General features: G+C 42.6%; 23 protein-coding genes. 4 read left to right on the top strand and 19 right to left on the bottom strand.

Annotation, left to right across the window (positions count from 1 at the left end; all coding sequences use genetic code 11):
• Positions 1-8 precede the first annotated feature (8 nt).
• The 8 genes from PHEP_RS01470 to PHEP_RS01435 form a co-directional block, all read right to left on the bottom strand.
• The gene (locus PHEP_RS01470; protein WP_012780472.1) at positions 9-1,235 is read right to left on the bottom strand and encodes a cytochrome c oxidase subunit II; all 1,227 of its coding nucleotides are present in this window, start codon (positions 1,233-1,235) and stop codon (positions 9-11) included.
• A gap of 68 nt (positions 1,236-1,303) precedes the next feature.
• Positions 1,304-2,518 carry a hypothetical protein gene (locus PHEP_RS01465; protein WP_012780471.1) on the bottom strand — a complete coding sequence of 405 codons (1,215 nt, stop codon included), beginning with the start codon at positions 2,516-2,518 and terminating at the stop codon, positions 1,304-1,306.
• Between the two features lie 15 nt (positions 2,519-2,533).
• Positions 2,534-3,148, bottom strand: coding sequence for a c-type cytochrome (locus tag PHEP_RS01460; RefSeq protein WP_012780470.1), 615 nt, complete (start codon positions 3,146-3,148; stop codon positions 2,534-2,536).
• A complete protein-coding gene (locus PHEP_RS01455; RefSeq protein ID WP_012780469.1) occupies positions 3,132-3,668 on the bottom strand; it encodes a DUF3341 domain-containing protein in 537 nt (178 codons plus the stop codon). The genes PHEP_RS01460 and PHEP_RS01455 overlap by 17 nt, the downstream gene beginning before the upstream one ends.
• A 2-nt stretch (positions 3,669-3,670) precedes the next feature.
• Positions 3,671-5,143, bottom strand: coding sequence for an NrfD/PsrC family molybdoenzyme membrane anchor subunit (gene nrfD / locus PHEP_RS01450; protein WP_012780468.1), 1,473 nt, complete (start codon positions 5,141-5,143; stop codon positions 3,671-3,673).
• Between the two features lie 35 nt (positions 5,144-5,178).
• Entirely contained in the window at positions 5,179-8,259 is a 3,081-nt protein-coding gene (locus tag PHEP_RS01445; RefSeq protein WP_012780467.1) for a TAT-variant-translocated molybdopterin oxidoreductase, read from the bottom strand.
• A 46-nt stretch (positions 8,260-8,305) separates the two neighbouring features.
• Positions 8,306-9,604 (bottom strand): c-type cytochrome, encoded by a 1,299-nt coding sequence (locus PHEP_RS01440; protein ID WP_036675085.1) that lies wholly within the window; start codon positions 9,602-9,604, stop codon positions 8,306-8,308.
• Between the two features lie 253 nt (positions 9,605-9,857).
• Entirely contained in the window at positions 9,858-10,838 is a 981-nt protein-coding gene (locus tag PHEP_RS01435) for a deoxyhypusine synthase family protein (RefSeq protein ID WP_012780465.1), read from the bottom strand.
• A 112-nt stretch (positions 10,839-10,950) separates the two neighbouring features.
• Between PHEP_RS01435 and PHEP_RS01430 the strand changes: the two genes are divergently transcribed.
• Positions 10,951-12,081: a BamA/TamA family outer membrane protein gene (locus PHEP_RS01430; RefSeq protein WP_012780464.1), complete on the top strand. Its 1,131-nt coding sequence runs from the start codon at positions 10,951-10,953 to the stop codon at positions 12,079-12,081.
• Positions 12,082-12,104: 23 nt separating this feature from the next.
• Here PHEP_RS01430 and PHEP_RS01425 read toward each other — a convergent pair whose 3' ends face one another.
• The gene (locus PHEP_RS01425; protein WP_012780463.1) at positions 12,105-12,905 is read right to left on the bottom strand and encodes an O-methyltransferase; all 801 of its coding nucleotides are present in this window, start codon (positions 12,903-12,905) and stop codon (positions 12,105-12,107) included.
• A gap of 17 nt (positions 12,906-12,922) precedes the next feature.
• Here PHEP_RS01425 and PHEP_RS01420 point away from each other — a divergent pair, with 17 nt between their 5' ends.
• Positions 12,923-13,792 (top strand): transglutaminase-like domain-containing protein, encoded by an 870-nt coding sequence (locus PHEP_RS01420; protein ID WP_012780462.1) that lies wholly within the window; start codon positions 12,923-12,925, stop codon positions 13,790-13,792.
• Here the strand turns inward: PHEP_RS01420 and PHEP_RS01415 are convergent.
• The 3 genes from PHEP_RS01415 to PHEP_RS01405 all read right to left on the bottom strand — a co-directional run bounded on the left by PHEP_RS01415 (position 13,787) and on the right by PHEP_RS01405 (position 16,381).
• A complete protein-coding gene (locus PHEP_RS01415; RefSeq protein ID WP_012780461.1) occupies positions 13,787-14,698 on the bottom strand; it encodes an alpha/beta hydrolase in 912 nt (303 codons plus the stop codon). The genes PHEP_RS01420 and PHEP_RS01415 overlap by 6 nt on opposite strands.
• 1 nt (position 14,699) lies before the next feature.
• Positions 14,700-15,774 (bottom strand): peptide chain release factor 2 gene (gene prfB / locus PHEP_RS01410; protein WP_012780460.1). Its coding sequence is split into 2 segments (ribosomal slippage): positions 14,700-15,713 and positions 15,715-15,774, totalling 1,074 coding nucleotides; the frame shifts between segments, so codons are not numbered across the junction.
• Positions 15,775-15,877: 103 nt separating this feature from the next.
• Positions 15,878-16,381, bottom strand: coding sequence for a hypothetical protein (locus tag PHEP_RS01405; RefSeq protein WP_012780459.1), 504 nt, complete (start codon positions 16,379-16,381; stop codon positions 15,878-15,880).
• A 59-nt stretch (positions 16,382-16,440) separates the two neighbouring features.
• On the opposite strand from PHEP_RS01405, the gene pgi reads away from it, so the two are divergent.
• Both pgi and PHEP_RS01395 read left to right on the top strand, forming a co-directional pair.
• Complete coding sequence (gene pgi / locus PHEP_RS01400) at positions 16,441-18,087, top strand: glucose-6-phosphate isomerase (protein ID WP_012780458.1); 1,647 nt, start codon at positions 16,441-16,443, stop codon at positions 18,085-18,087.
• A 106-nt stretch (positions 18,088-18,193) separates the two neighbouring features.
• Positions 18,194-18,724 carry a DUF4251 domain-containing protein gene (locus PHEP_RS01395; RefSeq protein WP_012780457.1) on the top strand — a complete coding sequence of 177 codons (531 nt, stop codon included), beginning with the start codon at positions 18,194-18,196 and terminating at the stop codon, positions 18,722-18,724.
• Positions 18,725-18,766: 42 nt separating this feature from the next.
• On the opposite strand, the gene PHEP_RS01390 is transcribed toward PHEP_RS01395, so the two are convergent.
• Genes PHEP_RS01390 through PHEP_RS01360 form a run of 7 tightly spaced genes read right to left on the bottom strand, consistent with a single transcriptional unit; the run spans position 18,767 to position 25,537 of the window.
• Entirely contained in the window at positions 18,767-19,861 is a 1,095-nt protein-coding gene (locus PHEP_RS01390) for a glutaminyl-peptide cyclotransferase (RefSeq protein ID WP_012780456.1), read from the bottom strand.
• Positions 19,842-20,204 carry a YraN family protein gene (locus PHEP_RS01385; RefSeq protein WP_012780455.1) on the bottom strand — a complete coding sequence of 121 codons (363 nt, stop codon included), beginning with the start codon at positions 20,202-20,204 and terminating at the stop codon, positions 19,842-19,844. Before PHEP_RS01385 ends, PHEP_RS01390 begins: the two co-directional genes overlap by 20 nt.
• Positions 20,205-22,187, bottom strand: coding sequence for a DNA primase (gene dnaG, locus PHEP_RS01380; protein WP_012780454.1), 1,983 nt, complete (start codon positions 22,185-22,187; stop codon positions 20,205-20,207).
• 50 nt (positions 22,188-22,237) lie between these two features.
• A complete protein-coding gene (locus PHEP_RS01375; protein WP_012780453.1) occupies positions 22,238-22,900 on the bottom strand; it encodes an SGNH/GDSL hydrolase family protein in 663 nt (220 codons plus the stop codon).
• A gap of 41 nt (positions 22,901-22,941) precedes the next feature.
• A complete protein-coding gene (locus PHEP_RS01370) occupies positions 22,942-23,889 on the bottom strand; it encodes a hypothetical protein (RefSeq protein ID WP_012780452.1) in 948 nt (315 codons plus the stop codon).
• A gap of 14 nt (positions 23,890-23,903) precedes the next feature.
• Positions 23,904-25,091 carry a M20 metallopeptidase family protein gene (locus tag PHEP_RS01365; protein WP_012780451.1) on the bottom strand — a complete coding sequence of 396 codons (1,188 nt, stop codon included), beginning with the start codon at positions 25,089-25,091 and terminating at the stop codon, positions 23,904-23,906.
• Positions 25,088-25,537 (bottom strand): SPOR domain-containing protein, encoded by a 450-nt coding sequence (locus PHEP_RS01360; protein ID WP_238326526.1) that lies wholly within the window; start codon positions 25,535-25,537, stop codon positions 25,088-25,090. The genes PHEP_RS01365 and PHEP_RS01360 overlap by 4 nt, the downstream gene beginning before the upstream one ends.
• Positions 25,538-25,585: the final 48 nt, after the last annotated feature.

The raw sequence follows: 25,585 nt of genomic DNA, 5'->3' as shown, positions 1-25,585 counted from the left end.
CAGTATTATTAATTTTTTAAAGCTAATTGATTGGTTTTAACTGCAGATGTATCCTTTGCTGCTGTATCTGCCGGTGCAGTAACAGGTGCTGCTACGGGCAGGTTAAATTCTTTCCTCAAATCGTCAGTTAAATAAGCAGGTTGTTTTTTCACCCATGCCTCATATTCAGCCATAGAAACCACCTTAACTTCCTTTTGCATTTTATAGTGACCATCACCACAAATCTTGTTACATAAGAACAAATATTTGAAAGTCGGGTCATTGGTCTTAGCCTTCATTTCTTCTGTAGTAATGGTTGGCGTAAACTCAAAATATGAGGTCATACCCGGAACAGTGTTCAACTGAACCCTGAAATGCGGCATGTAAAAACTGTGGATCACGTCCTTACTCGTCAGGATTAAACGAACTGGTTTATTCACAGGAATTACCATTTCATCGGCCGACTGATCATCAAGGTTGTTCTTATCTTTAAAGTCAATACCCAATGCATTGATAGAATTGATCAGCTTGTAGTTCTTTAAACCAACAATTCCATCTGCTCCCGGATAACGGATCGCCCATGCAAACTGTGAAGAAGTAATCTCAATACTGATGGGCTTGTTGTTCGGATCTTCAATCTTATAAAAGATTGATCTCCAGGTAAGGAAGCCCATCAATACCAGTACTGTTAATACCAGTGCAGGAATAATTGTCCATACACGTTCTAAAGTATTGTTGTGTGGATAATAGTAAGCTTTTCTTTTACCACTGTGTTTGTAGATATAAGCAAAACCAAATAAAAGAATATGTGTAGCGATAAAAACGATGGTGGTAAGGATCAGCGTAATGTTAAACATCTGATCAATCTTCTCACCATGTTCTGATGCTGCATCAGGGAGGATCATATTGCCATGAACCGTATATTCCCAATATACACCATATAAACCTACAATCAGGAACAATGCAAAAAGTACTCCGTTAACTGCATTCCAGTTGATGCCTTTAGGTTTATCCTGAGCCGCTCTGGTCAACTCATATACCTTTAATGCCTTTCCGATAATAGCTATGAATAAACATAGCAGCAGGAAGGCCATGGCATAAAATATTGCCGATTTATAAACCGGTCCCATATCTACGGGCTTCTTAGCGGTCTCAGCAGCTGCAGCCTGGGCAAATGCGCTGGTATTTGCAAATGCAGTCATGATTACTGCCAGTGCCGCTATTGTTTTGTTACTTATAAATTTTCTTAAACTCATTTCCTTAAAAGTAGTAACGATGTACTTCTATTTATACTATTATTTATTATACGCTATAAAGCCGCCTGCTACAAGTGATGATTTAAACTCTCTTGTAAAAACGGATGGTTCTTTGCAATCAATGGTTTCTTACTCAACGCATTTAAAACAGTAAAAGTAAACAAACCTACAAAACCTATTGCAGTACCCACTTCTATTATACCAAACCCATGGTGTTCTTCCACTGTTCCTGGCATAATCATCTGATAATAATCAACCCAGTGACCGCATAAAACAACTATCGATACGGTAAGTAAAATATTCTCCTGTCTTTTATTGTCCCTATCCATCAACAGCAATACAGGCGCTAAAAAGTTCAGGATCAGGTTCAGGTAAAACCAGAACTCATAGTGCTCAAACCTTTTGTAAAAATACACAGTCTCTTCAGGCATGTTGGCATAGTAAATCAACAGGAACTGTGCAAACCATACATAGGTCCAGAAAATAGAGAAACCGAATATAAACTGTCCTAAATTGTGCAGGTGACTGTTGTTTACCCAGCTCATATAACCTGCTTTTCTCAACAGGATGATAATGATCGCTATGGTAGCCAGACTGCTTACCCACATGGCAGCAAAATTGTACCAGCCAAACATGGTCGAGAACCAGTGTGCCTCTAAAGACATTACGGTATCAAAAGCAAATATTGGTGTAGTAAATCCATAAATTACCAGGAAAATACATGAATATTTGAAGCTTTTTCTGTAAGCATTCAAACCGCCTTCCAGATCTTCGTTTGCAGATAACTTGGATAGCAACATGGCAAATATCGAATAAACCCCCAGGAAGATCACCTGGCGCGCCATAAAGAAAGGCACGTTTAAGAAAGCCGACTTACCGTCAATCAGTTTATCATAGTTCGGACTATTGACATCTGTTAATCCATCAGCATGCCAGTGATGGTACAAATTATGTGTATATAAACCTAAGCCCATTACCACCAATAAGATGATTACGGCTATAGGTAAAACTCTGGCCATGGCCTGAGGTACACGTAGTATAGAAGCAGACCAACCCGCCTGTGCTACAAATTGAACAGCCAGGAAAAATGCTCCCGACATGCATACACATGCAAAGTAATAAGCCATCAGCAACAAGTTGGCAAAAGTACGCTCATGAAGCGCCTCTGCCGAAAAACCATAACCTATAGCTGCTATACCTATTACAATAGCAACGATGCTTAAAGTTTTGGCTTTACCTGTAAACTCAAACTGCTCAGTTAAATTATAATTGTGAGTTCCCATTTATATTGTGCTTTTCTATTGTATTTTTTGTAATTGTTGAACATACATCACTACTTTCCACCTTTCTTCAGGAGATAGCTGAGAGGCATGTGATCCCATATTATTTAAACCATACTCAATTGTATGATAAATTTTTCCTGCTGTTAAATCTTTCATCAGACCGCCACGTGAAGAAGCTGCATCACCATGATAAGAAGGAACACCATTGAACTTTTCAATTTTAACCAGGTGACCTTGTCCATCGCCCTGCTCACCATGACATGGAGAACAAAATACTTTGAAATAGTGTTTACCTGATTCCAGATTTGCTGCTGTCGCAGGAAGAGGATTAACCAGATTGGCTCCGGCCGCTTCATAACCTTCCTTGGTATTCGGGTAGTCATCATACCGATCAAACCCTACCGGAGTAGTATTTGCCGGTGGCGTCTGGGCAGTCTGACCTTTAAAACTTTTTAAATAGTCATTCGTAGTAGAAACTGGCTGGTCCGGATTAAGCGCAATCGGATCATACATGTTTCTGGCGTATTCTAAACCTGTACTTCTTTTATCCTTACATGCTGTGAACATAACAGCACCTGCAAGAATACAAAATGAGGCTAAAACTACTTTATTCTTATTCATAGCTAACATACTTCCTTTCATTATGCTTTACTTCCAAAGCACCCGCTTGCTTTAATAAATCATCTATCTTACTGTGCTCGGTATTTTCTTTTGCATCAATCGCAATGATGAACCTGTCATCAGTTGCCCTTAAATCCATCACCCTCGGTGCTCTTCCAGGAAATAAATGTGTCGATGCGTAGTAAGAGCCTACCAAACCAAAAGCACAAAATAATATGGTTAGCTCAAATGTAATCGGAATAAAATCCGGCAGGGCAAAATGTGGCTTACCACCAATATTGATCGGCCAGTCGTAAGCAGCTGCAAAATATACAAACGTAAGCATGGTACAGGTTCCTGTTATTCCAAAAAAGAATGCAGCAATATCTAGCCTTGAACGTTTAACCCCTAATTTAGCTTCTATGCCGTGTATAGGCATTGGTGTATAAACATCATGTATCTTAATGTTGTTTTCCTGCAGCTTTTCGATGCCATGCATCATTTCATCAGGATCACCAAAACTGCCTAAAATATATTTGATATTATTCATTGTTATATTTTTGCGTATTCTTCTTGTTTAACACTATCAAATTTTTCTAAAGACTCCACGTATTCCGATACATGTTCTTTATCTAAATGTCCACCTTTAATCTGCTCCAGTTTAGCCTGCTCACTTGCACTCTTCAGCAGCAATTTAACCTCTGCAATTGCAATTGAAGGTAAAACCCGCAGGAACAATAAGAACAAGGTAAAGAATACTCCTATCGATCCTACAAAGACACTCACATCTACCCACGACGGATAGAACATGGCCCAGCTTGAAGGGATATAATCACGGTGTAATGAAGTCACGATAATTACAAAACGCTCAAACCACATACCGATGTTTACTACAATAGACAAAATCCAGGTAGCCGGGATGCTGGTACGGATCTTTTTAAACCATAACAACTGCGGAGAGATCACGTTACAGGTCATCATCATCCAGTATGCCCACCAGTAAGGACCGGTCGAACGGTTGATGAATGCATATTGTTCATATTCTGAACCTGAATACCAGGCAATAAAGAACTCTGTTAAATAAGCCACACCTACAATAGATCCCGTTAAGATGATGATCTTGTTCATCGACTCAATGTGGAACATGGTGATGTAGTTCTCCAGGCCCAATACTTTACGTGCTACCAGTAACAGCGTCAGTACCATAGCAAATCCGGAGAAGATCGCCCCGGCCACAAAATATGGAGGGAAGATCGTAGTATGCCATCCCGGGATTACCGAGGTTGCAAAGTCCATCGATACAATCGTGTGTACCGAAAGTACCAGTGGTGTAGAAATACCGGCCAGAATCAAAGATACAGCCTCAAAGCGTTGCCATGTCTTTACGTTTCCTGCCCATCCAAATGACAATATAGAATAAACTTTTCTCTTTACGCCTGTTGCACGGTCACGGATCGTCGCGATATCAGGCAGTAAACCTGTATACCAGAACAACAGTGATACCGAGAAGTAAGTAGAGATCGCAAACATATCCCAAACCAGCGGAGAGTTAAAGTTAACCCATAATGAACCGAACTGATTTGGTAATGGCAATACCCAGTAAGCCAGCCATGGCCTTCCCATGTGGGAAACTACATAGGTTGCGGCACAAATAACGGCGAAGATCGTCATCGCCTCTGCCGAACGGTTAATGGAGTTACGCCAGTTCTGACGGAAAAGCAACAGTACTGCAGAGATCAGCGTTCCTGCGTGACCAATACCTACCCACCATACGAAGCCGGTGATGTCCCATGCCCATCCAACTGTTTTATTTAATCCCCAGGCACCTATACCAAACCAGAAGGTATAGCTCACAGCTACCACCCATAGTAAGGCTCCGCAAAGTGCTACGGTAAATCCTATCCACCATGCCCTGTTTGGCTTGTTCTCAACCGGCATTAAAATATCATCCGTAATCTTTGCATACGTGATATCCTTGCCGGTGATTAATGGTTCTCTTAATATTGATTCGTTATGTCCTGACATAATTTATATTTCTTTTAATATCAGCTTACGCGCTCTCACGCTTGTACTGTTGTATCTGTATTTCTAATTTTCGTCATATAACCGATTCCCGGCTGAACGTTGATCTCCTCTAAAACATAGTAAATGCGCTCACTACGTAATGCTTTGGAAACTTCCGATTCCGGATCATTGGAATCACCAAATATGATGGCATTTGCCGAACAAGCCTGCTGACATGCCATTTTGATGTCGCCATCTTTCAACGGACGTTTTTCAATTTTGGCCTGCAGTTTACCAGCCTGGATACGCTGGATACACATCGAACATTTTTCCATCACACCTCTTGAACGTGTAGTTACATCAGGGTTAAGCACCAGCTGTGTAAATTCATTGTTCAGGTAATTGTCAAAACGTGAATCGTTCCAGTAGTTGAACCAGTTGAAACGACGTACTTTATATGGACAGTTGTTTGCACAGTAACGGGTACCTACGCAACGGTTATAAGCCATGTGGTTCAAACCATCCGATGAGTGTACCGTTGCCAGTACCGGACAAACTGTTTCACATGGTGCATGGTCGCAATGCTGACAAAGCATCGGCTGATGTACAACAGAAACATTGTTCATCTGGTTCTCGTCCAGGTGCGCAATCTCTTTTTCTTTAGTTACGGCATTAATACCATTACCATGACCAGGTGCTGCATGCTCCGCATGGGCATCACCTTCCTGGTTGAAGCTGTAGTAACGGTCAATACGGATCCAGTGCATTTCCCTGCGTCTGCGTACTTCGTCTTTGCCTACAACCGGAATGTTATTTTCTACGTTACAGGCAACAATACAAGAACCACAACCTGTACAAGCATTCAGATCGATTGCCATCACCCAGTTGTTGCCTGGTTTCTCGTATTTATCCCATAAATCGTAAGTTTTATGTTTAGCGTGGTCATTACCTGAACCAGCTGCCGGATTCTTTTTATATTCTGCAAATGTAGCCTCGCGGATTACATTCCTGCCTTCAAAAGAATAGTGCGTTTGTGTTTGTGCAAGCTCTTCTCTTCTTCCCGTTCCCGAAAGCTCTACCGTGGTGGTGTACTTTGAAGTCCCGTTAACCAGGCTTACAAACGGGAAAGCATTTTTTCCAACGTTATCACCAGCCTTACCCACCTTAGTACGTCCATAGCCTAAAGCAATAGATGCAGTACCCATAGCTTGTCCGGGCTGGATCAGCACAGGCAATTCAATTGTATAACCATTTTCACCTTTTACAGTAACAATGTCAAACTCTTTATAACCCAGCTTTTCAGCATATTTAGGTGCCAGGGCAATGTAATTGTCCCAGGTTACTTTAGAAACCGGATCTGGCAATTCCTGTAAAAATGCATTATTTGCATGTTTACCGTCACGCATCGGGATACTTTCGTATACCTGTAACTCTACTTTGTTCTTAGCCAGTGCCTTACTGTTATTTACGATAGCTGCAGCGGCTGCATCAAGCGATAAACCTACGCTATATGCACCTGCAGGTTTCTCTGCAGCAGCAAACACACCTGCTTGCAATACCTCTTTCCATCCTTTACCAAAAGTAGGCAGTATGTTTTTTTCCCAGTTATTGCGTACATATTGATAGTATTCTTTAACAGGGGCATCAGACCAGGTTAACAAGCTTTCTTCTGCCTGGCGCGAGTTAAATACCGGGTTAATTGTAGGCTGTACGATAGAATAGTATCCTTCGTATATATTGGCATCACCCCATGCTTCCAGGTAATTATGATTGATCGCAATCACATCACATAAAGTTGAAGTCTCATCTTTACGGTCAGAGAAAGATACTTTTAAAGCAACCTTAGCCAAAGCCTCAGTAAACGCTTTGCTATTTGCTACATCATAAACAGGATTGCTGTCCAGGAAAAATACCGCAGCAATCTCGCCCTTGTTCATTTCATTAATGAACTCAGCAAATTCGGCATCATTACCTGCATAACGCTTATTCGGATTATCCAGATCGATAGTGGTACCGTAGCTGCCGATTGCCGAATTGATCGCATTTACCAGAATCTGGGTAGATATATCATTCGAACCGGAAACAACCAGTGCTTTTCCTTTATTTTGCAGTAATTCTTTCGCAACTAATTTAAGCGCCTTATCGGCAGTAACATTGTTAGGAAGCGCTGCTCCTGCTAAATTACTCCCTGTAATTGCATTGTATAAGGTAATCAGTGCAGGTCCCTCTTCCGATAATTTTACCGGAACCCTGGTATCTGCATTGGTACCTGTCAGGCTCATCCCTGCCTCAAACTGGAAGTGGCGCGACATTTTACCGTTTTTCAACGAAGTATGGTTCCTGTTGGATACATACTGGGCCGTAAATTCCTCTCCACTGATCCAGGTACCTAAAAAGTCTGCCCCAAAACTTACGATCAGATCAGCTTTATCAAATTTATATTTTGGAACAACTGCTTTACCAAAAGTACTTTCATTCGCTTTAATGATACCTGTATAAGAAACTGCATCGTACTGTACATGTTTCGTATTCGGATAAGCAGCAGCAAAATCAGCAATAACAGCCTTGGTAGACGGACTGTTTACAGAAGAAGAAACAATCCTGATCTTTTTACCCGAAGCCTGTGCTTTATTTAATTCTCCTTTTACAAACTCATCTACTTTTGCCCAGGTAGTTTCGTTCTCTTTTAATAAAGGCGATTTTAGTTTAGATACATCATACAGATCCAGTACAGAAGCCTGTGCCTGTGCATCAGTTCCACAGTTAAATACACCTGCATTAGGATTTGCCTCTATTTTAATAGGTCTTCCTTCCCTGGTTTTTACCAGTACAGGCTGCCCGTTAAAACTTGACACATAATAGTTAGGGATACCCGGCACAACCTCTTCAGGTTTAATCACATAAGGAATTGCCTTATGAACAGGGGCGGTCTGACAAGCTGCAAGTGTTACCGCACCTAACCCAAAGCCTAAAGCCTTTAAAAAGTCGCGGCGTGGAGTTACTGTACTTAACCCTGCTTCATTTAAAACATCTTCTATTGGAAGGGGCTCAGCAAATTCGTTTTTGTTGTTTTCAACAAAATCCGGAGTGTTGTTATACTCTTCTAAGCCTTTCCAGTATTTTTTATTGCTTTCCATTTAAGCTATATTACTGTTATCGAACGTTCTTTGTTATTAAACTCTATTAATAGTGGCACTTACCACACTCTAATCCACCTAACAATGCAGGCGTAATTTTTTCCCCTTTTTTGATTTTCTCATGGGCTTCAATCACTTTGGTATAGAAAGCATTGTCTTTACCCGAGATCTCAGCATCTTTATGGCAGTTGATACACCATTTCATCGTCAGCGGAGAATACTGGTAAATCTCTTCCATCGTGTCAACCGGTCCGTGACAAGCAAAACATACCGGCTCATTTGGCTGTAAACCTTTTTCTTTTCTTATCGCTTCCTCACCAACCACAACGTGTTGTGAGTGGTTGAAATAAGCAAAGTCAGGCAAGTTGTGTACACGAACCCACTCTACTGGTTTTTCTTTCGATTTGTCGTAAGTCAGTGTACTTGGGTCATAACCAATAGCTGTATAGATCTTTTGGATCTCAGGAGAGATCTCCCCGTTATATTTTTCAGTAGCCTGTACTGATTTGTGACAGTTCATACAAACATTCACCGAAGGAATTGTTGCATTCTTAGATTTAAATGCACCTGCGTGGCAATACTGACAGTCAATCTGGTTCACCCCGGCATGCAGCTCATGAGAGAACTTGATCGGCTGAACCGGCTGGTACCCGGTATGCACACCGGTATTCCACATCCCCATCCATCCAAATGAACCTAAGGCAATAACAATGCACAGGATAAAGAACAAAATGAATTTTTTGTTTTTAAACAACCTGCGGACACCCACGCTGAAGGAAACATTGTCTTCTTCAACAATTTCAACACCTTGTTTCTGAAGAATTAAACGCTCCAGCATTTTCACTGCACGGCCTAAAACAACCAATACGGCTATAGAGATCAGGATAATTAAAGCAATACCTGCAATAGAGAAGTTAGAAACCTCATCGGAACCCGCACTGGCCTTCGCTGCATTTGGATCTTCTGCTTTTTTAGGCTCGCCTGCTTTTGCATAGGCAATCACACTTTTGATCTGCTCATCAGTCAAAGTTGGGAAAGTGGTCATTTCTGCCGGAGAGAACTTCGCAGCCTCAATCGCAGTTTTATCACCAGCGTCAACCAGGGCTTTCCAGTTCCTGATCCATTTAATGGCAAAGGCTTCATCCAGCTCATTCAGCTTAGGTGTTAAAGCAGGGCCTGTACTGTTGCGGTCTAATTGGTGACAAGAAGCACATTTATCTTTAAATATTTTTCTTCCCTCCACTACATCTTGCGCTTGTGTTGCAGAAACGATTAAAACAGATAGAGCCGTAAACATGAACGCCGACTTCCAAACTCTTCTAATGATCAATGAGATATCCCTCATAATGAGTATTTTATGCTATTTTTTAAAAAACTTTATAAACGTAATTGATGTTTAAACTTGAGTCCTTCACCAAAACGTCCACAAAAGTAAAATTTATTAACGTACCAATGACAAAGAAATGACAGTAAATACAATTTATAATCAATCTAAATAATGTCATTTTAATGCTTTAAACAAAGAAAATCACCAATTTTTTATAAAAATTAGTGACCTTCTCCCGGCAACATCTTTCCGCCGGATTTGTTATTTTAAATTACATTTTTAATATCCATGCAAATATCAGTGGTGCCACTATTGTAGCATCCGATTCTACAATAAATTTAGGGGTGTGGATGTCCAGCTTACCCCAGGTAATCTTCTCGTTCGGCACTGCTCCTGAATAAGATCCATAAGAAGTAGTCGAATCCGAGATCTGGCAGAAATAACTCCAGAAAGGAATGTTCTCCATTTCCATATCCTGATAAAGCATAGGCACAACACAGATCGGAAAATCACCTGCTATACCACCACCAATCTGAAAAAAGCCTATTCCTTTACCCGCACTGTTCGCAATATACCAGTTGGCCAGCCAGCCCATATATTCAATACCACTTTTCATTGTGGTCGCCTTAATTTCCCCTTTCATGGTGTACGAAGCAAAAATATTTCCCATCGTCGAATCTTCCCAACCCGGTACTACAATAGGCAGGTTTTTTTCTGCTGCAGCCAGCATCCATGAATTTTTAGGATCAATTTCATAATATTGCTCCAGGTCGCCGCTCAACAACATTTTATACATAAACTCATGGGGAAAGTACCGTTCACCGGCAGCATCTGCATCTTTCCAGATCTTATAAATGTGTTTTTGTAGCCTGCGAAAAGCTTCTTCTTCAGGAATACAGGTATCCGTAACCCGGTTGTAATGGTTTTCCAACAGGTCCCACTCGTCCTGCGGACTCAGGTCGCGGTAATTCGGCACGCGCTTATAATGTGAATGTGCAACAAGGTTCATGATGTCCTCTTCAAGGTTGGCCCCGGTGCATGAAATGATCGAAACTTTATCCTGACGGATCATTTCTGCCAGCGAAATACCCAGCTCCGCCGTGCTCATCGCCCCTGCAAGGGTAATCATCATTTTACCACCCTCATCCAAATGTGTTTCATATCCTTTTGCTGCATCCATCATGGCTGCCGCATTAAAATGGAGATAATTGCGCTCCATAAACTGAGATATCGGTCCTCTTGTTGTACTCATCTTGATCTAATTTTGTAGCCGCAAAAATAGATAAATATTATTATTTAAAGCCATTTGGCCTTAAAGTTGATAAAGACACCGGTAATTAAATCCTTTCCCCTATTTTAGGCCGATGAAGAAACTTTCAATTTGTACCCTTTTTGTACTGATCACTGCAAATGCATTCGCACAAAAAAAACTGATAGAACGTTATTTATCCAATAAAACAGACTCTTCAAGAAGGCCCAGCTTTATGCCTGTACCAATTTTCAGGTACAGCCAGGAAATAGGTGTTGAATTTGGTGCCGGCCTCCTTTATTCTACTTATTTAGACAGAAAGGACCTCAGCAATCGCAGCTCCAATTTCTCAGGTGTAGTGTCAGCATCTACCAAAGGCCAGTATAATGTATCCTTAAAAGGCGATATCTGGACCAAAAATAATACACATCATTACATTTCAGAAATCCGCTTCAAACAGATGCCCTTTAATTTTTATGGCATAGGTAACGAAACAGATGAAGCAAATAAAGACAGGCTGGTACAGGGTTTTGTAAAGGTGGTTCTGGAAGCCGAAAAAAGGTTTTGGCCGGCAATGTATACCGGCTTTTCCCTCGGATTTGAAAATTATCATTTTACCGATAAAGAGGTCGGCGGTATATTTACCACCGATCAGGCTATCCTGCACAAAACAGGCGGCTCTGTAGTTTATGCAGGCATTTCCCAAACCTATGATACCAGGAATTCTAACAATTACACCACAAAAGGGATGACGGCAAAAGTTTCTTTTCAATACGCACCGGATTTTTGGGGCAAAGAAAATTTTACCGGCAGCCTCATTAAAGCTAATGTCCGCAGTTTCTGGTCGCTCTCCCCAAAATTTGTGATCGGTGTAAACGGACTTTTTCATACCATCCAGGGTAAAAACACGCCTTTCTACTTATTGCCACAAATGGGTAACGACGAAATGATGCGGGGTTATTATACCGGCCGTTACCGCGACAGGAACCTCCTGGCCGCACAGGCCGAACTCAGGTACCGGTACAACAACCGCTTTGGTGCAGTAGTTTTTGGTGGCGGCGGACAGGTATTTGAAAACGGGGGTTTCGAAGTCAGAAACTTTAAACCTTCCTATGGTGCAGGTGGCCGCTATTTCTTTGACCCCGAAAAAGGTCTTAGTGTGCGCCTTGATTATGGAATCGGTGAGAAACGCCCTAACGAAAAACGCCAGACCGGATTTTACATCAGCCTGGCAGAGGCCTTTTAAGGCTTCGCCCGGATAGCTGCTTTTTAAAACTTAATTTTAAAATGCTCTTTAACCTGGCCCTTCCTAAAGTAAACCAACCCTATCCAAAACAAATCTATAGTTACTGTAACATCGGGATGGTTTTTTATCTCTTCCCAGGCTTCCTTCATACCCTTGCTCCAATAGATGTCGTCAAAGATAAGCAACGAACCTTCATGAACTTTAGGCAAACACCAGCTGAAATAATTTAATGTAGCCTCTTTTCTATGGTTGCCGTCTATGTAAACGAAATCCAGCTTTTGCTGCCCGGCAATTACACCTGGCAGTAAAGTATCAAAATTCCCTACCAGCAGTTCTACATTATCCAGTCCCAGTTCCTGAAAATTACGATAGGCTACTTTAGCTGTCTCCGGGCAACCTTCAATCGTGATCAGCGCTGCATCGGGACAAGCCCTACTTAAATATGCAGTGGTTATACCCAGGCAGGTACCCAATTCTATAACGCTGGCAGGCTTAACGTCTTTAGCCAAACGATAGATCAGCTGGGCCAGCCGCGGACGCTTCAATGCATTTTTAGCAATCTGTTTTACCTTCTTCGTCCTGTTCTTGTTCAGATGGGAACCCGCCCCCAAATCGGTCACTGTGATCAATGAACCGTCATTGAAAAGTTTTTTTCGCTGCGCTTCAATACTTTTGTAATCAGTTTTGGACTTAAAATCGTAAATTACCTCATCAGTAAGTTTGTATACAAATGGGGAATGGGTACCATGTCTGCTTTTGGCAGTAAAACGGTGCTTTAAATAATCACTGATAAAATTAAAAACCATAGCCGCAAAAATAGGCATTCAAATTTGCATGTTTAATGGAAAATAGTAAAGAAATAAGCGCACTGGTCAAATTACTGGATGATCCTGATCTGGAAATTTACGAGCATGTTGAAAAACGCCTGCTGGAGTATGGAACCGAGGTAGTCGATTATTTGGAAAACGAATGGGAACATTCTTTAGATACCCTCCTACAGGAACGCATAGAAAACATTGTACACAAAATCCAGTTTCGCAGTGTAAAAGAAGACCTTAACCTATGGTACCAGAGCGGGGCTTTCGATCTTTTACAGGGTGCAATGGTCATTAACCGCTACCAGTATCCTGATCTGGACGAACAAAAAGTTATTCTGCAGATAGAAGAGATCAAAAGGGAAATCTGGCTGGGCCTCCAATATGAAATGAGTTCAATTGAAAAGATCAAACTTATTAACCATGTGTTTTACAGTGTATATGGCTTCAGCGGAAACACCAAAAACCATCACGACCCCCAAAACTCCTATATCAGCCAGGTACTCGAAAGCAAAAAAGGCAACCAGATCTCGCTGGCTATTATTTATGCCACACTTGCCCAAAAACTCGACATCCCGGTTTATGGTGTAAACCTGCCCCAACACTTTATATTGGGTTATATCGACGAAAGCAAACGCGAAGAACATGAATTTGGCGTGCTTTTTTATATCAATGCCTTTAATAAGGGTGCCATTTTTGGCAAGCATGATGTAGACCAGTTCCTGCGTCAGCTTAATCTTGAGCCCTTGCCCGGCTTTTACGCCCCCTGCAGCAATGTAGAGATCATCAGGCGGATTATACGCAACCTGGTATCTGCCTACGAAAACCTTGGTTCTGCAGAAAAAGTAGAAGAATTAAAACAACTGCAGAATATCCTGAGCAGCGATAACCTATAAAAACTTATTGCCCCGCATCCAGTTTTCAAGGGTTTTAAACCAATCTTCTGCCGTAGTCTTGTTGTTCAGGCCAAAACCATGTCCGCCTGCCTGATAAATATGCATTTCCGCTTTTACATTGGCCTTCACCAAAGCCTGGTTAAACAAAATGCTGTTCTGCACCGGAACCGTCTTATCGTCGTTGGCATGGATTAAAAATGTAGGCGGGGTTTCTGCATTTACATATTTGTCATTAGAAAAATACTCACGCAGCTTCGCATCAGTACCTGCCAGGTTCTGGGCAGAACCTTTATGCTCCGATTCTGTAAATGAAATTACCGGATATATTAAAACAGAAAAGTCCGGACGTAAGCTCAACCCTTCTTTATTTTCAATTTTCAGGTCTTTATAATGTACCGTTAAGCTCGAGGCCAGGTGCCCACCTGCCGAAAAGCCCATAACGCCTATCTTCGCCGGGTTAATCCCCCATTTTGCAGCATCCTTCCTTACATGGTATATCGCCTGCTCTACATCCTGCAAAGGTCCAACAGAGCGGTCGGTCATAATCTCATCGCTTGGCAAACGGTATTTCAGCACAAAAGCCGTTACGCCAATTGCCGCAAACCGTTCTGCAACCGGATAACCCTCATGGCCTATGGCCAGTCCCGAATACCCACCACCCGGACAAATAATCACCGCCGTGCCATTTGCTTTTTCTTTAGCCGCCCGGTATACCGTAAGCGTAGGTACCGAAACTTTTGTAATGCTTGCGCCCCGCCCTTCACGCATTACCGTAGTTTCCTGGTAAGTAGCAGGTGTAGGTTTTGCACCAGGAACAGCGCCCGGATAAACTGGTAATACTTCCTGGGCCATCAGGCTTCCGGCCGACATCAATACTGTCATGAATAATCCACTTAAATATTTCATTTTAAAATTCCATTAAATATGCTTTCAAAAAGTCGTTCAGCTCCCCGTCCAAAACTGCCTGTGGATTGGAAGACTGGAAATTTGTCCGGTGATCTTTTACCCTCCTGTCATCCAGCACATAGCTCCTGATCTGCGATCCCCATTCTATTTTCTTCTTATTTCCCTCTATTAACGCTGTCGCTTCCATCCGCTTACGCATTTCCGCTTCGTAAAGCTGCGATTTCAATAAACGGATGGCATTTTCCTTGTTTTGTAACTGTGACCTGGACTCCTGGTTTTTTATGATGATCCCCGATGGCTTATGGTACAGCCGTACAGCAGTCTCCACTTTGTTTACGTTCTGTCCGCCTGCCCCGCCAGACCTGAAGGTCTCAAACTCAATCTCCGAGTCTTTCACTTCTATTTCTATCGTATCATCCACTAAAGGATAAACATACACCGAAGCAAAAGAAGTATGTCTCCTGGCATTCGAATCAAATGGGGAAATCCTCACCAGCCGGTGTACACCATTCTCTCCTTTTAAATAGCCATAGGCAAAATCGCCCGAAAACTGTAGCGTAACCGATTTGACACCGGCAATCTCACCTTCCTGGTAATCCTGTTCCGTAATTTTATAGCCGTTCTTTTCGCCCCACATCATGTACATCCGCATCAGCATGTAAGCCCAGTCGCAACTCTCCGTTCCGCCTGCTCCGGCAGTGATCTGCATCACCGCAGGCAACTGGTCCTCCTTGCTCTTCAGCATATTTTTGAGCTCGAGGTCTTCTATCGCTTTCAAACAAGCATCGTACTGTTCCTGCATTTCTTCCTCCGTTGCGTCTCCGCTCTGCAAAAAGTCAAAAAGCACCAGTGTATCCTCCAGCAAACTGTTTGCCTGCTGCCAGGCATCAGTCCATACCTTTTTTGAATTGATTTCTGCTATATGCTGCTCCGCCTTTTTCGGGTCATCCCAAAAATTTGGCTGCAGGGTAAGCTCCTGCTCAATACGTATATCTTCTAATCGGTTCTCGACGTCAAAGGTACCTCCTCAGCGACGCTACTCTGTCCCTTAAATCCTGAATTTGTTCTTTTGTCATAAGCACAAACTTAATTATTTTATACAAGTATCCATAAGTACAAAATACAAAAGGCCACTTAATAACATTAAATAGCCTTTTTTAAAAAAAATATGCTGTTACCCTAGCTAAAAAGTCCCTTTAATTTATCAATAATACCATCATCCTTACCATCTCCGTTTACATCTGTCTTTTCTGTAAACATTCTGGTCACATCCGAAAGGTCAAATTTCCCATCCGGCCCTGAGACCTTCGAAATTACATCCTGGATATTGAAAGAACTATCGCCCGGATCATTTGTCTTGTTCACAAATTTACCTACAATTGAAGGAATAACAGATGCGGCTATGCTTTTTGCTGTATCCATATTGATACCCATTGCAGCCAGTTTATCAGAAAAGCCAGATGTAGCCTCCTGGGCAACAGCACTCCCCTCTGCATTCCCCCCCTTAAATGCATCCACCAAACTGCCAATATTCCCTGAAGATAATTGTTGTTTAAGTGCATCAATTATGGACCCCGAAGCTGCACTGATAGCGGCTTCATTTTGTTCGTCAGGCACTGCACTATTGTTCACAATAGCGTCCTGAACGTTTTCTTTTACGAGTTGATTTAAATTTTCTAACATAGGTGTTTTTTTAAAGGTTTTACTATCTTGTATCGCTGAATAAATATAACATTATTATTATGCTTCCTACAATAAATTTTACCGAAACCTCTGCGTATAAATACCTTGCCGATCACTTCATCGACATCAATAAAAAAAACCTGAAAGAACTTTTTGCTGAAGATGAATCCCGCTTTGAGAAGTTTTCTCTTTTATTTGAGGAGATCCTTGTCGATTATTCCAAAAACAGGATTGATGACACCACCCTTGCGCTGCTCATCCAGCTGGCCCGCGAATGTAAACTTGATGAAGCCATTAAGGCCATGTTCAGCGGTGAAGAGATCAACCAGACAGAAGGCCGGCCGGTACTCCACATTGCTTTGCGCAATCAGCGCAACAAAGAGATCCTGGTAAATGGCAAAGATGTGATGCCTGAAGTCTATGCTGTGCTCGATAAAATGGAAAAATTCAGCAACCAGATTATTTCAGGTAGCTGGAAAGGATATACCGGAAAGGCCATTACCGATGTGGTCAATATTGGCATAGGCGGTTCAGACCTGGGGCCGGTAATGGTTACAGAAGCACTGCGCGCCTACAAGAACCACCTGAACATGCATTTCGTTTCCAATATCGACGGCACTCACATTGCAGAAACACTTAAAAAGGTTGATCCGGAAACTACATTGTTCCTCATCGCCTCCAAAACTTTTACTACCCAGGAAACCATGACCAATGCCAATACAGCGCGCGACTGGTTTCTGGCAAATGGCGCTAAAAAAGAAGACATTGCCAAACACTTCGCCGCCTTATCTACCAACGCCAAAGACGTTTCTGCTTTCGGTATCGACACCGATAACATGTTTGAGTTTTGGGACTGGGTAGGCGGCAGGTACTCTTTATGGAGCGCCATCGGACTCCCTATCGCACTGAGTGTGGGTTACGACAATTTTAAACAGCTCCTGGCAGGTGCGCATGCAGCCGATGAACATTTCGAAAATGCTGAATTCGAGATCAACATTCCTGTTATACTGGCTTTAATAGGGATATGGTACATCAATTTCTTTGATGCAGAAACCCAGGCCATTTTGCCTTACGACCAGTATATGCACCGCTTTGCGGCTTATTTCCAGCAGGGCGATATGGAAAGCAATGGCAAACATGTAGACCGTAACGGTCATGATGTGACCTACGAAACAGGTCCGGTCATCTGGGGCGAACCCGGCACCAACGGCCAGCATGCATTTTACCAGCTCATCCACCAGGGTACCCGAATTATCCCATGCGACTTTATTGCACCGGCACAAAGCTTAAACCCCATTGGCAACCACCATCCGATTCTTTTATCCAATTTCTTCGCACAAACCGAAGCTTTAATGAATGGTAAAACCAAGGAGGAAGTTGTTGCAGAGCTTAAAAAAGAAGGTAAAACAGCCGAAGAAATTGAAAAACTGGCTCCCTTTAAAGTGTTTGAAGGAAACAGGCCAACCAACTCTATTCTGCTGAAAAAGGTTACACCTTTTAGTCTGGGTAGCCTCATTGCCCTATACGAACACAAGATATTTGTACAGGGTATCATCTGGAATATCTTTAGCTTCGACCAGTGGGGTGTAGAATTGGGCAAACAACTGGCCAAGAGCATATTGCCTGAACTGGACAATGATAATGAAGTAGCCTCACATGATGGCTCAACAAACGGACTGATCAATCAATATAAAAGCTGGAGGTAAAGAAATTATCCCTTGATTTTCTTATCTTTAGGTATGTTGTTTATGGAAAACAGCTGATGTTCGCATCATAACATTAAAATAGTTAAAAAACTAAAATGATACGCTGATGAAAACAATTAAAAACATGCTGGCATTTGCCGCCCTACTGATTACAACGCAGCTATATGCACAAACCGATAAGGAAACAACGATTAAGATCATCAATGCGCAGCACTATGTATTTAACGCAAGTTCTGCCATGCCAATGGCCAATGCCGATGTGAACAGGGTAATGAGCAGAATGCCCGGCGGAAATGGCTCGGGGATGATACAGCTTACCGGCTCACAATACCAGCTGGTTGTAACCAAAGACAGTATAGAAGCTTACCTGCCTTACTATGGCAGAGCTTATACCGCATCCATGAACCCCGACGATTCGGGCATTAAATTTAAATCCAAAGATTTTAAATATAAGGCCGACAAGAAGAAAAAAGGATCCTGGGTCATTACCATTACTCCAAAAGACGCTAAAGACACACAGTCAATGGTTCTGAATGTCTCCCAGAACGGTTATGCAACCCTGAGCGTGAACAGCAACAACAGGCAGCCCATATCTTTTAACGGCTACCTTACTGAGCCTAAAGAGAAAAAGAAATAAGTATAAAAAAAGCCCTGCCGGTTGGCAGGGCTTTTTTTATACTTATTTCTTAGGAACCAGCTTCACCTCAAACAGATGTGGCCATTTTTTCCCCGTCACAAACAAGCGTTTACCTGCCTTGTCCCAGGCAATTCCGTTCAGCACATTGTTCCCCCGCTCGTCATCGGTTTTAAAATAATCTGCAGGCAGCAGACCTGAAAAATCAATCTGTTTTTCAATTACTCCTGATTCAGGATCAATCACTACAATGATATTCTTGGTATACACGTTCGCATAGATCTTACCATCTATGTATTCCAGCTCGTTCAACGAATCTACAGGGCCATTGTTGTCATAAACTTCTATCGAACGTTCTTCCTTATAGGTATCTTTATTCAGGAACCAGAGTCTATTCGTGCCATCTGATTTGATCAGCTGAATTCCATCAAAACACAAGCCCCACCCCTCCATGCTGGACTGATAAGGGAAAGTAGACAATTGTTTAAATGATTTTGCATCAAATATCAAACCCAGCTTATTTTGCCAGGTCAGCATGACCACTTTATCCCCAACCAGACTCGAGCCTTCACCAAAGTACTGGTCTTCCAGTTTGATCTGCTGTAATACTTTTCCTGATGCAACATCAACCCAGCGTAAGGTCGAATGCTGCTCCTGACCTGTACTTTCCAGAAACCGGCCATTATGATATTCCAGGCCCTGGGTATAGGCCGAAGTATCATGCGGCAAGGTCTTTACCACCTGGTAACCATACAGTTCAGGCTTCAGGGCCGATTTAAGTTCTATATTAATCGTCAGCGTATCTTTTTTACTGCCATTGTCCACTACTGCTGTAATCAGCTTGTAGCCTAATGAAAGCCCCTTGGTATTTACAGAAACCGCTTCGCCATTGGGCTTTGTGGCCACTGCTTTGCCGTCCAGCAAATAGGTAGCAGAGGTGATAGTTGTCCCTTCAGGAACATCCAGTCCAATCTTTACGTCCTCGCCAAGTCCGAACGACTGGCCCTGCTCAGGAAATTTAAACGCAATTCCCGGTACAGTTGCGCTGTCCTTACAGGCGATCACAAACAATAAACTAAACAGCAAACAAAACGGCAGTGCCGCCCTGCCTATGGTATTTTTAACTTGGCCAAAATGCATCTTCTATATGATTAATTTTATAAATGTCTTTATTTTCAAAAACAATTGCAATAATATCAAAACGAATCTCTCCCTGATGGTTCCTCATTTCAATATAAGCTGATGAAGCAAACTCCAGCTGCCGTTCCTTTTTATAACTTACAAATTCTTCAGGCTGGCCATAATCTGTAGAGCTCCGGGTCTTTACTTCTACAAAAATGAGCTTTCCTTCCTGATCTGCAATCACATCTACCTCCGCTCTGGCACATTTCCAGTTTCTGTTTAAAATACGGTAACCCAGGTTTTCCAGGTATTCAACGGCAATTTGTTCTCCACGCCAGCCCAGGTCGTTATGTGTAGCCATCTATTTTAAAATTGTGATGCCCAGGTGCTTGGAAATCTCACGCTCAACGCCCTTCATCAATACAAACCTTTGCATCAGGATTTCCAGGTTCACCGGATCTGTTTCTGTTTTTATTTCTTTGGAAATTGCCGAAAGGATACCGGCAATTTTCGTTTTTTTCAGGTGAAACAAGCCGCCCAAAATCGTTGCCTTCAGGTTTACGGTCTCGTCCCTTACATAAATGTTATGCTTATTTTCCCAGTTCTCACTTAATATATAAGGGGATGTGGATAGTGTAATCGCCAGTTCAGCAATATTACGGTCCGGACTTTTGATAAACTGGCTGGCAACAGGCAAATGCCCGTTCTCGATTTCTTCCCTGTAATTCTCTATGATGCCGCTGCAAAGCTGGTCTTCAAATACCACGTCTGTCAGGTTCTGTATAATGAACGAACCAATGTACATATTGTCTATGCCGTCCCAGTTTACCAGTTCATGCCCATAAGCCAGCAGCAGTCGAACGATTTCCTGTTCCTGAATGAGATCATTGCTTGCTGCAGTTTCCGGACCCGGATCTTCATAAGGGCCCGGATTTTCAAAAAGATTATCAGGTGGCCCCTCTGCATGCTGCTGTGCCTGCTGGTGCTGCTGAAAAGATTGTGATTGCGGACTTGAGCTGCCTCCTGAAGCTTTCTTAAGCTTTGCCGCTCTCATTTTATTGAGCTCTGAAAGCAAGATCCTTTCTTCAACCTGCAATAAGCTACTGCATTCACGTATAAATACAGCGGCCTTAATGTCATCTGGTATCTTCGCAATACTCTCTATAATGTCCCTGATAATCCCAGCCCTTTTTATGGGGTCGGTACCGGCTTCTTTCAGTAAAATCGTAGCTTTATATAAAATAAAGTCCCTGCGGTTACCTTCTATATACTGCTTAAATTCTCCGGAGCCTACATGGTGCATGTACGAGTCCGGATCGTGCCCATCCGGAAAAAGTACCACTTTCACGTTCAGCCCCTCTTCCAGGATCATATCCAGTCCGCGCAGCGAAGCTTTGATGCCGGCAGCATCCCCATCATACAAAATCGTTACATTTTCTGTAAACCGTCCGATCAGCCGGATCTGTTCCGTGGTTAAAGAAGTACCGGAAGAAGCCACCACATTCTCAATTCCTGCCTGGTGCACGGCCAGCACATCTGCATAACCTTCTACCAGATAGCAGTTATCCTGATCCCTGATCGCTTTTTTGGCATGGTACAAACCATAAAGCACGTTGGACTTATGGTAAATGTCACTCTCCGGAGAGTTTACATATTTAGGAACATTTTTATCCGTCTTTAATGTCCTTCCACCAAAACCGATTACCCTGCCGGTAAAGTTGTGGATCGGGAACATCACACGCCCTCTGAAACGGTCGTACAGCTTACCCTTATCATTCCTGATCGCAAGCCCGGTTTTTTCCAGGTATTCTTCTTTATGCCCGGCACCTACTGCATTCTGGATCAGCGCATCCCATACATCGGGCGAGTAACCCAGCTGAAATTTCTTTAGGATATCTTCCCTGAAGCCCCGCTCCTTAAAATAACTTAAGCCTATGGCACGGCCATCATTGCCGGTCCAAAGTTCGTTCGCAAAATAACCAGCCGCGTATTCTGATACAATGTACAGACTTTCACGGGCATTCTGGGCCTCAATGTTCTGGGGCGACTGTACCGTCTCCTCAACTTCAATATTGTACTTCTGGGCCAGGTATTTCAGTGCTTCCGGATAGGAATACTTCTCATGGTCCATAATAAAATGGACCGCATCTCCACCCTTACCACAACCGAAACACTTATAAATCCCTTTAGTTACCGAAACATTAAAAGATGGGGTTTTCTCATTGTGGAACGGACAATTCCCGATTAAACTGGTACCCCTCTTTTTTAACGCAACAAAATCGCCCACCACCTCTTCAATCCTGGCGGTGTCCATTATCTTGTTTATGGTATCCTGGTTAATCATTTCTACTTTTCCCTATCCTGCTTTACCTTGCCTTCAGCAATTTTAATTTATTATTTTATAAGTGGCAGCAAAGTGTCTGCCAGTGTACGGTTGCCTTTTTCATTTAAATGCACCCCATCTGTTGTTAAAATGCCTTTCTCTGCATTTTCCGGATTGTTTTCCTGGTCATAACCTGTAAATATTTTCCTCAGATCAGCCATTGGCAGGTTGTTTTTAGCTGCCAGCTCCCTTATTGCACCAGCATATTTATCCAGTTCCGCATCCATTTCGTTGGCCCCTGCTTTTTTCTCTCCAATTACCGCTGGCGTACAAAGCACAACTTTTATTCCCTTAGCCTGCATCTTATTGATCAGGGCCTGGTAAAACTGAATGAACTTTGGATAGTCAGTTCCCGTTCTATGCTGCAGCTTATGCCATACATCGTTTACCCCTATATAGATCACCACCAGGTCTGGTTTTTTATTCAACACGTCCTCTTCCATCCTCAGGTACAGGTCGTACACCTTATTTCCGCCAATGCCCGCTCCAATTACTTCGTACTTTGCCGGGTCCAGATCCTTTTTTATCAGATCAACGTAGCCACCGGGCTTCACACCTGCCTGAGTAATGGAATCCCCAAAAAAGATCACCTTTTTGGGTTTGTAATTCATGGCAGAAAACAGCAGTACCATCATCAGAACCGGCAGCAGCAATAACAATTTAATTCTTTTCATCCTATTTGTATGTTTGTATTTAGCACAACTAAGTTAAAAAATTACCTGCCCTTTCCAAGTGTATAGTCTTTCTGTACAATCAGGAAGCTTGCCCGTTCTTCTTTCTTAAAGGGATAGTCCCAGTTGCCCTGATAAGCAATTTTGGTAGGCAGCTTATCTTCCCCAAAATAGCTGGTCTCAATATTCATCTGCACATCAAAATCGAACAGCATATTGCTGTATTTCATATCCACATACCGGCCCAGGATCTCAAAATTACGTTTGTCAAAAATGGTGGTCAGCTCTTTGATCATCAGGCCATCTTTGGTGCTGTTACTCAGATCCTTCTTCAGGGTAACTTTAAAACGGTAAACAGGTATCGAGTCCAGGTAAGTACCACTATGATAAGTATAATCGTAATACTGGCGCATATTGGCTGTAAATATCTGGGTTTTGCTGCCAATAAAGGGCAGGCCTTTAATCGGCCTTCCCGGCGCAAAAATCAAGGTTTTCAGTTTATCCTTATAACTCTCATTTTTATCACCGGCTTTTCCTTCGCCCATCTCCGGTTCTGCTACAAAGTCGGTTTGATAAGCGTTCATAAAAATGTAATCAAACATTTCAATGGTATACAGCTGGTATTTGCCATTCTTTTTATACACCTTTCCCGTATCCTGTCTGGCCAGAAATACCATTTTATCGGGCCCTTCGCCATTGTGCCTGATCTTGCGGTAAATACGGCCCTCTACCTTATTTTTTTTATCGTAGGTATAAATACGGTTTTCAGCAATAAAGTTATAGCGTTTCATGTTCCTGAAAGCCTGATAAAAACTTTTATCTGTAATGATCGCATTGATAAAGGTCTCCACACCAAATTTCTGCGTAGTAATATTTACTGCCGAATCCAGCTGGATGGTCCTGATCGTATCGGGATTAAAACGTGGGATCTCTTGCGTAAAGCCCTTCAAAAAGGGCCCCATAAACAGGATCAGCAAGAGTATTTTCTTCATAGCAACGATTTAAATTAATTGCCCAGTTGTTTCAGGGCTACATAAGCCATCAGACCAGTAGATACCTTCAGTGCATCCTCGTCTATATCAAAATTCGGCGTATGCACCGAATAACAGGTATCCTTTTCTTTGTTCCCTGTACCCAAACGGTAAAAGCAGGCATCTGTAACCTGCGAATAATAGGCAAAATCCTCTGCCGCCATCCAGATGTCCAGGTCAAGTACATTCTCTTTGCCCAGGTAATCTTCTGCAAAAGCGCGCGTATTGGCCGTTACCTTTTCTTCATTGATCAGGTAGGGGTAGCCATCCATAATGGTAAACTCACAGCTCCCGCCCATGCTTTCCGCAATACCTTCAGCCATCTTTTTCATCAGGCGCTTCGCTTCCTTGCGCCAGTCCTCATTCAATGTCCTGAAAGTCCCTTCCAGTTTTACCTCATTCGGGATGATGTTCGTTGCCCCATTGGCAATTACCTTACCAAAGGAAAGTACCGAAGGCAAACGTGGATCTGCATTTCTGCTTACAATCTGCTGCAAAGCCACAATAATATGCGAAGCGATCAGTACAGGATCTATATTCTGATGTGGCTGCGCACCATGTCCGCCTTTGCCTCGTACCGTTACATACAGCTCATCTGTAGAGGCCATATAAATGCCCGAACGGAAACCTACCTTACCGGCATCAATCAGTGGCATCACATGCTGGCCGATAATGTGCTGCGGCTTGGGGTTTTCCAACACGCCCTCCTTGATCATAATGCTTGCACCACCCGGTAAAATCTCTTCAGCAGGCTGGAAGATCAGTTTTACTGTACCCCCAAATTCCGACTTTAACTGATTTAAAATATGCGCCGTTCCCAGCAAAGAAGAGGTGTGCACATCATGTCCGCAGGCATGCATCACACCTGGGTTCTTAGACGCATAAGGTTTATCGTTTGCCTCTATTATCGGCAATGCGTCCATATCGGCACGCAGGGCGATGATCTTATCCGAAGCCAGTTCACCTTTGATCAACCCCACAACACCCGTATCAGCCATTTCTGTAAATGGAATGCCCCAGTCCGTCAAAATGCCTTTCACAAAAGCTGAAGTCTGGTATTCTTTAAAAGAAAGTTCCGGATTGGCATGTAAATGCTGGCGGTAGCCAACAACCTGTTCAAATATATTACCTGAAAGTGCCTGTATCTTGTCTTTGGTTATCATTGATGTGGTTCTAAATTAGGTGCATTGATCTTTTCCCTGAAAATAAATAAAGTAGGGTACATGGGTTTCAGCTCGTTCATAAAGTGCTGGGCCTCCAACCGTGTTCTAAAATCGCCCACCCGTAAATAATAATTGGGTTGCTTATATGTAATGTAGGTATTGTATTCCGGAAAATCTGAATTGAACCTGCTCTGTTCATTAAAAACTTCCCGTCTGTCAGATCCGTAAAAAACCTGCACCCGGTAGCCCATTTGCGAAACAATGGCAGTTCCCACTTTTCCCGTACTTGCTGCCGGTGTGGCAACGGCCGCTTTTGTATTGAGTTCAATACGTTTGGCAATTAAACTGTCTATCATAGGGTCTTTAACTACTGCAACAACACCCTTTGTCTGGGCAAATACCGCAACAGAAAAACAACACAACAGGCCAGTAAATAATTTCTTCATGAGGATAAAAAAAGAATGCCGAATTTTTTTTACAAAACTCGGCATTCT

It is taken from the genome of Pedobacter heparinus DSM 2366, from assembly GCF_000023825.1.
GTDB lineage: Bacteria > Bacteroidota > Bacteroidia > Sphingobacteriales > Sphingobacteriaceae > Pedobacter > Pedobacter heparinus.
This window is presented reverse-complemented; position numbering and strand designations above follow the sequence as displayed.

Bases quoted from the DNA above. Each gene is read 5' to 3' on its own strand.
- PHEP_RS01370 (WP_012780452.1), bottom strand. From the start codon at position 23,889: ATGAAGAAAATACTCTTGCTGATCCTGTTTATGGGGCCCTTTTTGAAG.
- PHEP_RS01460 (WP_012780470.1), bottom strand. From the start codon at position 3,148: ATGTTAGCTATGAATAAGAATAAAGTAGTTTTAGCCTCATTTTGTATT.
- PHEP_RS01375 (WP_012780453.1), bottom strand. From the start codon at position 22,900: ATGAAAAGAATTAAATTGTTATTGCTGCTGCCGGTTCTGATGATGGTA.
- PHEP_RS01365 (WP_012780451.1), bottom strand. From the start codon at position 25,091: ATGATAACCAAAGACAAGATACAGGCACTTTCAGGTAATATATTTGAA.
- PHEP_RS01435 (WP_012780465.1), bottom strand. From the start codon at position 10,838: ATGAGTACAACAAGAGGACCGATATCTCAGTTTATGGAGCGCAATTAT.
- PHEP_RS01385 (WP_012780455.1), bottom strand. From the start codon at position 20,204: ATGGCTACACATAACGACCTGGGCTGGCGTGGAGAACAAATTGCCGTT.
- PHEP_RS01445 (WP_012780467.1), bottom strand. From the start codon at position 8,259: ATGGAAAGCAATAAAAAATACTGGAAAGGCTTAGAAGAGTATAACAAC.
- PHEP_RS01425 (WP_012780463.1), bottom strand. From the start codon at position 12,905: ATGCCTATTTTTGCGGCTATGGTTTTTAATTTTATCAGTGATTATTTA.
- PHEP_RS01360 (WP_238326526.1), bottom strand. From the start codon at position 25,537: ATGAAGAAATTATTTACTGGCCTGTTGTGTTGTTTTTCTGTTGCGGTA.
- nrfD (WP_012780468.1), bottom strand. From the start codon at position 5,143: ATGTCAGGACATAACGAATCAATATTAAGAGAACCATTAATCACCGGC.
- PHEP_RS01470 (WP_012780472.1), bottom strand. From the start codon at position 1,235: ATGAGTTTAAGAAAATTTATAAGTAACAAAACAATAGCGGCACTGGCA.
- PHEP_RS01395 (WP_012780457.1), top strand. From the start codon at position 18,194: ATGAAAACAATTAAAAACATGCTGGCATTTGCCGCCCTACTGATTACA.
- PHEP_RS01430 (WP_012780464.1), top strand. From the start codon at position 10,951: ATGAAGAAACTTTCAATTTGTACCCTTTTTGTACTGATCACTGCAAAT.
- PHEP_RS01465 (WP_012780471.1), bottom strand. From the start codon at position 2,518: ATGGGAACTCACAATTATAATTTAACTGAGCAGTTTGAGTTTACAGGT.
- PHEP_RS01440 (WP_036675085.1), bottom strand. From the start codon at position 9,604: ATGAGGGATATCTCATTGATCATTAGAAGAGTTTGGAAGTCGGCGTTC.
- pgi (WP_012780458.1), top strand. From the start codon at position 16,441: ATGCTTCCTACAATAAATTTTACCGAAACCTCTGCGTATAAATACCTT.
- PHEP_RS01390 (WP_012780456.1), bottom strand. From the start codon at position 19,861: ATGCATTTTGGCCAAGTTAAAAATACCATAGGCAGGGCGGCACTGCCG.
- dnaG (WP_012780454.1), bottom strand. From the start codon at position 22,187: ATGATTAACCAGGATACCATAAACAAGATAATGGACACCGCCAGGATT.
- PHEP_RS01405 (WP_012780459.1), bottom strand. From the start codon at position 16,381: ATGTTAGAAAATTTAAATCAACTCGTAAAAGAAAACGTTCAGGACGCT.
- PHEP_RS01415 (WP_012780461.1), bottom strand. From the start codon at position 14,698: ATGAAATATTTAAGTGGATTATTCATGACAGTATTGATGTCGGCCGGA.
- PHEP_RS01455 (WP_012780469.1), bottom strand. From the start codon at position 3,668: ATGAATAATATCAAATATATTTTAGGCAGTTTTGGTGATCCTGATGAA.
- PHEP_RS01420 (WP_012780462.1), top strand. From the start codon at position 12,923: ATGGAAAATAGTAAAGAAATAAGCGCACTGGTCAAATTACTGGATGAT.